Source organism: Micromonospora parva, from assembly GCF_000718515.1.
Taxonomy (GTDB): Bacteria; Actinomycetota; Actinomycetes; order Mycobacteriales; family Micromonosporaceae; genus Micromonospora; species Micromonospora parva.
Map to the genome: position 1 here is coordinate 36,157 of NZ_JNZS01000037.1, position 8,501 is coordinate 44,657.

Annotated in this window: 7 protein-coding genes; 3 read left to right on the forward strand and 4 right to left on the reverse strand. The window is 70.9% G+C overall.

Annotation, left to right across the window (positions count from 1 at the left end; genetic code table 11):
- Window positions 1–25 precede the first annotated feature (25 nt).
- Window positions 26–1,432 (reverse strand): M1 family metallopeptidase, encoded by a 1,407-nt coding sequence (locus IF22_RS0130790; RefSeq protein ID WP_030337856.1) that lies wholly within the window; start codon window positions 1,430–1,432, stop codon window positions 26–28.
- A 185-nt stretch (window positions 1,433–1,617) separates the two neighbouring features.
- On the opposite strand from IF22_RS0130790, the gene IF22_RS0130795 reads away from it, so the two are divergent.
- Window positions 1,618–2,727, forward strand: coding sequence for a sugar phosphate isomerase/epimerase family protein (locus IF22_RS0130795; RefSeq protein ID WP_030337857.1), 1,110 nt, complete (start codon window positions 1,618–1,620; stop codon window positions 2,725–2,727).
- Window positions 2,728–2,788: 61 nt separating this feature from the next.
- Here IF22_RS0130795 and IF22_RS0130800 read toward each other — a convergent pair whose 3' ends face one another.
- Both IF22_RS0130800 and guaB read right to left on the reverse strand, forming a co-directional pair.
- Window positions 2,789–3,907 (reverse strand): GuaB3 family IMP dehydrogenase-related protein, encoded by a 1,119-nt coding sequence (locus IF22_RS0130800; protein WP_030337858.1) that lies wholly within the window; start codon window positions 3,905–3,907, stop codon window positions 2,789–2,791.
- A gap of 30 nt (window positions 3,908–3,937) precedes the next feature.
- Complete coding sequence (gene guaB, locus IF22_RS0130805) at window positions 3,938–5,500, reverse strand: IMP dehydrogenase (RefSeq protein WP_030337859.1); 1,563 nt, start codon at window positions 5,498–5,500, stop codon at window positions 3,938–3,940.
- Between the two features lie 186 nt (window positions 5,501–5,686).
- On the opposite strand from guaB, the gene IF22_RS0130810 reads away from it, so the two are divergent.
- Window positions 5,687–6,106, forward strand: coding sequence for a DUF5319 domain-containing protein (locus IF22_RS0130810; protein WP_030337860.1), 420 nt, complete (start codon window positions 5,687–5,689; stop codon window positions 6,104–6,106).
- A 93-nt stretch (window positions 6,107–6,199) separates the two neighbouring features.
- On the opposite strand, the gene IF22_RS0130815 is transcribed toward IF22_RS0130810, so the two are convergent.
- Entirely contained in the window at window positions 6,200–7,015 is an 816-nt protein-coding gene (locus IF22_RS0130815) for a helix-turn-helix transcriptional regulator (RefSeq protein ID WP_030337861.1), read from the reverse strand.
- A 253-nt stretch (window positions 7,016–7,268) separates the two neighbouring features.
- On the opposite strand from IF22_RS0130815, the gene IF22_RS0130820 reads away from it, so the two are divergent.
- Entirely contained in the window at window positions 7,269–7,652 is a 384-nt protein-coding gene (locus IF22_RS0130820; protein WP_030337862.1) for a WhiB family transcriptional regulator, read from the forward strand.
- Window positions 7,653–8,501 lie beyond the last annotated feature (849 nt).

An 8,501-nucleotide genomic window follows, 5' to 3' on the forward strand; every position in this document is an offset into this window, starting at 1 on the left:
ATATCGACCGGGCGGCCGGGCCGGGTCACGGCAGTGTGGGGGCCGACCCACCCACCAGCCAGGCGTCGAAGAGCGGGCGCAGTTGCCGCTGCGCGACCCGCTCGGCCAGCGAGACGAGGTCCGCGGTGGTCGCGTTGCCTCCCGCCCGCTCGGCGGTCCAGGTGCGCAGGATGCGGAAGAAGAGGTCGTCACCGACGGTGCGGCGCAACGCGTGCACGGCGAGCGCACCCCGCTTGTAGACGGCAGTGCCGAACATCTGCTCCCGGCCCGGCTCGACCGACGGCTGCCTCCAGTCGGTCGCCGCGTACTGCATTTCGAAGTTGCGCTGGGCGGTCCGGCCGCCGTCGTGCTCCTCCCACAGCCACTCGGCGTAGCTGGCGAAACCCTCGTTGAGCCAGATGTCGCCCCACCTGGTCAGTGACACGCTGTCGCCGAACCACTGGTGCGCCAGCTCGTGTGCGACGACGCTCGGGTTCGGCCGGTCGTCGGCGAAGAAGGCCGGCCCGTAGACCGGTCGGGACTGGGTCTCCAGGGCGTACCCGACCCGGTCGTCGGCGATCACGATCCCCCCGTACGAGTCGAACGGGTACGGGCCGAAGCGGCTGGCCAGGAAGTCGGCGATCGCGCCGGTGCGGGCCAGCGAGGTGGCCGCCCCACCGGTCGCCGGCAGGCTCGCGGCCACCGCCGTCACCATCGGCCGGCCGGCGTGCGTGCCGGTCACCACCCGGTAGTCACCGATCACGAGGGTGCTCAGGTAGCTGGCCATCGGGGTGCGCTCCGACCACCGCCAGGTGGTCCACCCGTCGGCGCTGCTCCTCGGCAGCGGCACGCCGTTGCTCAGCGCGGCCAGGCCGTCCGGGACGGTCACCGCCAGCTCGTAGGTGGCCTTGTCCGAAGGGTGGTCGTTGACCGGGAACCAGGTGGCGGCCGAGTGGGGTTGGCCGAGCGCCACCGCGCCGTCGCTGGTGTGCAGGAAACCGCCGCTGCCCAATGCCCCGTCGTCGACGGCAGTCGGTACGCCCGCGTAGTCGACGGTCACGGTGAACTGCCGCCCCCGCGGTACGCCGTCACGGGGCGTCACCACCAGTTCGCCGTCGCCGCGCCGGTACTCGGCCGCCGCGTCGCCCACGCTGACCGCGCCGACCTCCAGGCCGGCCAGGTCCAGGTTGAACCGGGACAGGTCCTGGGTGGCGGTGGCGGTGATGACGGCCTTCCCGGTCAGCCGGTCGGTCGACGGGTCGTAGCGGACGTCGAGACCGTAGTGCGCGACGTCGTAGCCGCCGTTGCCGCGCCCCGGCACGTACGGGTCGCCGACGTCGGCCGCGCCGGGCCGGAAGCCGTCGCGCTCATCGCCCGTACAGCCGGCCGCGACCAGCCCGAGGACGCAGGTCAGCGCGGCGGCGACCCGCAGTCTCCGTCCGGTCAGGACCATGCGCACTCCTCCTGCGGCACTCCGCTCAGGCCGAGCCTAGCCAGCATCGCGGGCCGCGCGGCCGGTATCGACGATCATCAGTAACTTTCGTTGAATCAAACAAAAGACGACGTCGATCGAACCTTTCTTTCGACTTAGACCGACGTTAGTGTCTGTTCCCGACCACCGTCGCGAAAGGTGGAACCATGCCCGACCACACCGCCCCCGACGCCACCCCCACCGGCCGACTCAGCCGTCGGTCCCTGCTCGCCGCGTCCGCCGGCGCCGCCGCCGCGATCGGCGCGGCCGGCCTGCCCGTCCTGGCCACCGGCACCCCCGCGCTCGCCAACCCCAAGAGCAAGCTGCGGGTCGAACCGCTGATCCCGGCGAAGAACCGCGGCATCATCCTCTACAGCGTCCGCGACCGGATCACCGCCGCGCCCGACGACAGCGGAGTCCCGTACGGCTTCGAGCGCGTCCTCGCCCGACTCGCCGAAATCGGTTACAAGGAGATCGAGTTCGCCGGCTACACCCAGAGCACCGAGATCCTGGGCCGGCAGATCACCCCCGCCGAGATCCGCAAGATCCTCGACGACAACGGCCTGGTGGCCAACGGCACCCACGCCACGATCCAGCCGGCCACCTTCCAGCAACAACTGGACATCGCCGAGGAACTCGGCATGAAGAACATCGGCACCGGCAGCGACCCGACCAACAGCGCGTACAAGGCCGAGTGGGACGCCGCCGCGGACATCTGGAACGAGCTGGGCCGGCAGGCCAGGGCCCGGGGCATGCGGCTCTACACGCACAACCACGACGCCGCGTACAGCTTCCTGATCGACCGGGGCCCGCGCGACGCGCAGGGCCGGCAGACCCGGTCCTCCGGCATCCGCCGCCTGGAGTACTTCTTCGAGATCACCGACCCGCGGTACGTCTTCTTCGAGCTGGATATCTACTGGGCCTACGTGGCCCGCTACAAGCACCAGAAGTACATCAACCCGGCCGGCCAGGAGGTGACCGACCTGTTCGACCCGATCCTCACCGTGGCCGACCGGACCACCCGGTTCCCGCTCTTCCACGCCAAGGACGGCGACCGGGACACCAGCGTCCCCAACGGGTACCAGATGACCCCGCTGGGCGACGGCGACCTCAACTTCCAGCAGTTCTTCCAGACCATCGGCGAGCGCAACTTCCACCACGCCAACTGGGAGATGGACACCGCTCCCGGCGGCGCTGACAACAAGGGCCAGTCGCTCGACTTCGCGGCGACCAGCTACCGCAACATGTCCGACCTGACCATCTACCTGGAGAAGTGACTCTCCGCTGAACGCGACGAAGGCCGGCCCGTGCGGGCCGGCCTTCGGACGTCAGGAGCGGTCAGCGGTCGAGGACCAGACCGACCTTCTGGAACTCCTTCAGGTCGCGGTAACCACACTTGGCCATCGCCCGACGAAGCCCGCCGAACAGGTTCAACTGACCGTCGGCCTCGTCGGCCGGCCCGAAGAGCAACTGCTCCATCGACCCGAGCGGCTCACCGGAAACCTCGAAGGCACCCCGGGGCAGCGACGGGTGGCTCGCCGCCGAGTGCCACCAGGCACCACCGGCGGGGGCCTCCTCGCACAGCGACAGCGGCTCACCGAGCATCACCGCGTCAGCGCCGCAGCCGAGCGCCTTGGCGATGTCACCCGAGGTCTGGATGTCACCGTCGGCGATCAGGTGCACGTACCGGCCGCCGGTCTCGTCCAGGTAGTCACGGCGGGCCGCCGCGGCGTCGGCGATCGCGGTGGCCATCGGCACCCGGATGCCCAGCACCGACTCGGTGGTCGACCACTCGTCACCACCGATGCCCACGATCACCCCGGCCGCGCCGGTGCGCATCAGGTGCAGCGCCGTCTTGTAGTCGGTGCAGCCACCGACGATCACCGGCAGGTCGAGGTCGGCGATGAACTCCTTGAGGTTCAGCGGCTCGTCGGTGGTCGACACGTGCTCGGCCGAGACGATGGTGCCCTGGATGACCAGGATGTCCACACCGGCGTCCAGGATCACCGGCGCCAGCGCCAGGGTGTGCTGCGGGGAGACCCGCACCGCCACCGTGCCGCCACCGGCGCGCAGCTCACGGACCCGCTCCGCGATCAGGTCCGGGCGGATCGGCTCCGCGTACACCTCTTGGAGCCGCTTGGTGGCGCGGGCGTCCTCGTCGAGGCCGGCCAGCTCGTCCAGCACCTTCGTCGGGTTCTCGTAGCGGGTCCAGAGCCCCTCCACGTTGAGCACGCCGAGGCCGCCGAGCTGACCGAGACGCACCGCCGAGGACGGGCTCATGGTGGCGTCGGAGGGGTGGCCGACGCACGGAATGCCGAACGGGTACGCGTCGAGCTGCCAGGACGTCGACACGTCGTCGACGTCCCGGGTGCGGCGGCTCGGCACGATGGCGATGTCGTCCAGGTGGTAGCCGCGCTGCGCGGTCTTGCCCAGCCCGATCTCGACCACGTCACGCATGGGGGACTCCAGGTGGTTGGGGGTGGTGGGTCAGCGGGTGTGGTAGTTGGGCGCCTCGACGGTCATCTGGATGTCGTGCGGGTGGCTCTCCTTCAGGCCGGCCGCGGTGATCCGGATGAGCTGGCCCCGGCGGTGCAGATCGGGGATGTTCTCCGCACCGGCGTACCCCATGGCCAGTCGCAGACCGCCGACCAGCTGGTGGGCCACCCGGGAGAGCGGCCCCCGGTAGGGCACCTGGCCCTCCACGCCCTCCGGGACCAGCTTGTCGTCGCTGAGCACGTCCTGCTGGAAGTAGCGGTCCTTGCTGTACGACTTGGCCTGACCCCGGGACTGCATCGCGCCGAGCGACCCCATCCCGCGGTACGTCTTGAACTGCTTGCCATTGACGAAGATCAGCTCGCCGGGGCTCTCCTCGCAGCCGGCCAGCAGGCTGCCGAGCATCACCGTGTCGGCGCCGGCGACCAGGGCCTTGGCGATGTCACCGGAATATTGAATGCCGCCGTCGCCGATCACCGGCACACCGGCCGGGCGGGCGGCCCGGGCCGCCTCCATGATCGCGGTCACCTGCGGCACGCCGACCCCGGCGACGATCCGGGTGGTGCAGATCGCGCCCGGCCCCACACCCACCTTGACGCCGTCGGCGCCGGCGTCGACGAGCGCCTTCGCGCCGGCGTACGTGGCCACGTTGCCGCCCATGACGTCGACCGCCACGTCGGCCTTGAGCCGGCGGACCATGTCCAGCACGGCCCGCTGGTGACCGTGCGCGGTGTCCACGATCAGCACGTCCACGCCCGCGTCGACCAGGGCACGGGCCCGCTTGTAGGCGTCCTCACCGACACCGATGGCGGCGGCGACCCGCAGACGACCGGCGTCGTCCTTGCTGGCGTCCGGATACTGCTCGCTCTTGGTGAAGTCCTTCACCGTGATCAGGCCGCGCAGTCGGCCCGAGTCGTCGACGATCGGCAGCTTCTCGACCTTGTGCTGACGCAGCAGGGCCAGAGCGTCGTCCTTGCTCACCCCGACCCGGGCCGTGATCAACGGAGTGCGGGTCATGATCTCGCGGACCGGGGTGTTCGGCTCGGAGACGAAACGCATGTCCCGGTTGGTGACGATGCCCACCAGCTGGCCGTCGCCGTCCACCACCGGAACGCCCGAGATGCGGTACCGCCCGCACAGCTCGTCGACCTCGCGCAGCGTGTCGTCCGGGCTGGCGGTCACCGGGTTGGTGATCATGCCGGACTCGGAGCGCTTGACCAGGTCGACCTGGAGGGCCTGGTCCTCCATGGAGAGGTTGCGGTGCAACACACCGATGCCGCCCTGGCGGGCCATGGCGATCGCCATCCGGGCCTCGGTCACCGTGTCCATGGCGCTGGACAGCAGCGGAATGGACAACTCGATGTTGCGGGTGAGCTTCGTCCGGGTGTTGACCCGGCTGGGCACCACGTCCGACTCGCCCGGCTGGAGCAGCACGTCGTCGAAGGTCAGACCGAGCGGAACCACCCGGGCGGAGCCGGCCGGCAGCTCAGGCAGGTGGCCGCCCAGGTCGGCGTGCTCGACGCCGGCCGGAAGATCGGTGCTGGGCGAATTTTCCACGATTGCTCCCCTGAGCTGCTCGGATGGGCTTCAGCGAGGTGGCGCGGGCGGGCACCGGAGCGCGCCACGGTGCCGGCACGTCGCTTCATCGTACCCAGTGAGCTGGGCGACCCGTCCGTGGCAGGCCGGCCCGGCGCGGAGGCCGGGGGGCGGACGTTCGCGCCGCGTTGGGTCTACGGTGAGGGGGTGCACGACGAGCCCATCGACCCGTTCAATGGCGACCCGGCCGATCCGACAGCGGGTCTGGATGACCCGGGCGATGACGCGACGCCGGATCCGCTGACCGACGTCGAGCGGCAGGATGTGCTGGAGGACCTCGCCGACCTGGAGATCTACCAGGCGCTGCTGGCCCCGATCGGGGTCCGCGGGCTGGTGATCGAATGCGAGGACTGCCGGGAGCCGCACTACTTCGACTGGGACCTGCTCCGCGGCAACCTGCGGCACCTGCTCAACTCCGGCCGACCCCGGGTGCACGAGCCCGCGTACGACCCCGACCCGGATCACTATGTGACCTGGGACTACGCCCGGGGGTACGCCGACGGGGTGCACGACACCCTGTCCGAGGGCACCGAGGACGAGCCGGGCGCCCCGACCGCCACCAAGTGACGACACCGCCGCGCGGCGTACCCCTGTTCTCGGGTGCCGTGCGGGCGTGCCCCGCTTCCGCGCGGCGCGCCCTGCGGCGGCGCTGCGCGGACGTCAGGCCACCAGACCGGCGCGGAACCCCGCCGCCACCGCGTGCGCCCGGTCCCGGGCACCGAGCTTGCGGAACAACCGGCGGGCGTGCGTCTTGACGGTGTCCTCCGACACGAACAGCTCCCGGCCGATCTCCGCGTTGCTCTTGCCCTCGGCCATGCCCAGCAGCACCTGAAGCTCACGCTCGGTGAGGCCGATGGACGCCCGACTGGGTCGCGCGTTCGGGACGGGACGGCCCGGGTCGGTCTGCGCCGCCGGCTCGCCGGTCCCCGCCTCCGCCTCGTCGTCGCCCCGCTGCACCGGCACCGACGCCAGACCGGCCGACCCGTCAGCGGCCGTCGCCGTCCAACCGGGCTCACCGGAACCGCGCGGCGCCGGACCGGAGCGACCGGAACCACCCACCGCCGCCGCGTCGCGGGCCGGATCGGTGCTTCGCTGCCGGGAGGCTCGACCGGGCGCGGTGAGCAGCAGTAGGGCCTTCGCCACCGCGCTGGTCAGGTCGTGGTCGACATTCTGGATGAGCCCCCGGGCGCCGGCACTGATGGTGGCCGCCGCGGCCTCGGACTCCTCGGTGCCGAGCAGCAGCACCGCTGCCTGCGGGGCCCGCGCCAACACCCGGCGGACGAAGCCGGCGCTGTCCGGCCGGGTGAGGGCGGTGTCCGCCAACACCACGTCGGCCGGCCGCTCCGCCAGCCGCAGCATCACCTCGGGATCAGAGACGGCGGTACGAACGATCGCGGACAACCCCAGCCGCGCGGCAGCAGAAGTAAGGTGCTGGGCCGCGAGCGGTGTCCGAACGCACACAAGGACGGTACGCACTGTGGTCTCCTCTCCGCCAACGAGCAGACCATGACGCGGTCGGCTGGGGAGGTGGTTCCGGGCAATCGTTCGAACTTTTCCGACAGATAGGGCGAAAGCCGCAATTTCCCGGAGGTTTTCGATCACAGACGTGTGAGTTGACGAAAGCCCGGGTACCGGAGATCCAGGCCGGGAACGGTGCGCCTGCGCGGCCCGCCGCCCGGACGCCGGCCATCAAGGATTCTCGCGGAGCCGCGCGGGAGGAGGGGTGCTGATGTCGAACGTACGTAGACTGCCCGGACCCATCGTCGATCTCTGGGACTGGCAGCGACTCGGTGCCTGCCGAGGACGCGACAGCGCGCAGTTCTTCCACCCCGACGGTGAACGAGGCTCGTCCCGGCTGCGCCGCGAATCCTCCGCCAAGGCGGTCTGCCGCACCTGCCCCGTACGCGCCGAGTGCGCCGCCCACGCACTGTCAGTGCGCGAGCCGTACGGCGTGTGGGGCGGCTTCAGCGAGTCGGAGCGTCTCCGACTGCTCGCCGTCGGTTGGGAGGACCTCGCAGACCGCCGGCACGCCCGAGTCGACGTCGCGCGACTGGAAGCCCGCCTGGGCCGCCCGCACAAGTCGACGGTCCCGGCCCAGCGCAAGGTCGCCTGACCCGACCGTCCCCAACATCCGCGAACCGCGCCCCCGACCTGGGAGCGCGGTTCGCGCGGTTGTGCGCGGTCTCGCACCAACGCGCGGGTCCACCCGGCCTGCGCGGCGCGCCGCCTACGCAGCTCCGCAGGTCTGCGCGGCCTTGCCGGGCTTGCGTGGCTTCGCAGGGTCCGCGCCGCGTTGCGGGCTCGCGCGGCTTCGCGAGGTCCGCGCGGTCCTTGCGGACTTGGGTTGCTTTCCGAGTTCTGCGCGACCTTGCAGGCTTGGGTTGCTTCCCGGTCCGCGCGGTCTTGCGGGCTGTGGTTGCTTACCGGTCTGCGCGGCCTTGCGGGCCTGCCTGGCTTCGCGAGGTCTGCGTCGCGTTACGGGCGCGGGTGGCTTCGCGAGGGCTGCACGGCTTCAGGCCGGCTGACAAACCCGCGACCATCGCGCTCGATGCCGACCCCGTTACGGCCGTGATCAACACGAGGTCCTTGATATCGGGGCGTCCCGCTCGCCCGGACACCCCGATTTCACTGAAGACGAGTGGATCAAGCCCTGGTGCGCACGCGACCAGCCGGCGGGGGATGATCTCAGGGGAGATTTGTCCGGTCTGGGCAGTTGCAGGGTGACGTACCGTTAGGCTATGCACGGTTTGGGACTTTTGCCTGGTTACCGGTCTCACCGGTGGGCCGGAATCATGGCCGGGCCGGGGTCGTTACACACCCTGACGATCGCAGCAGGACCTCCCGCCGCCCGGTCTTCACGGGTGCGGGATCCGAGGTCCGGCAGGGTGGAATGCCCGCCGCCACCCGGTCGTTATGGTCCCCACGATCGACCGCAGGCACCGCCGTGATGGGGGTGCCGACA

Coding starts and splice junctions, on each gene's coding strand:
- IF22_RS0130790 (WP_030337856.1), bottom strand. CDS start 1,432: ATGGTCCTGACCGGACGGAGACTGCGGGTCGCCGCCGCGCTGACCTGC.
- IF22_RS0130795 (WP_030337857.1), top strand. CDS start 1,618: ATGCCCGACCACACCGCCCCCGACGCCACCCCCACCGGCCGACTCAGC.
- IF22_RS0130800 (WP_030337858.1), bottom strand. CDS start 3,907: ATGCGTGACGTGGTCGAGATCGGGCTGGGCAAGACCGCGCAGCGCGGC.
- IF22_RS0130820 (WP_030337862.1), top strand. CDS start 7,269: ATGTCGAACGTACGTAGACTGCCCGGACCCATCGTCGATCTCTGGGAC.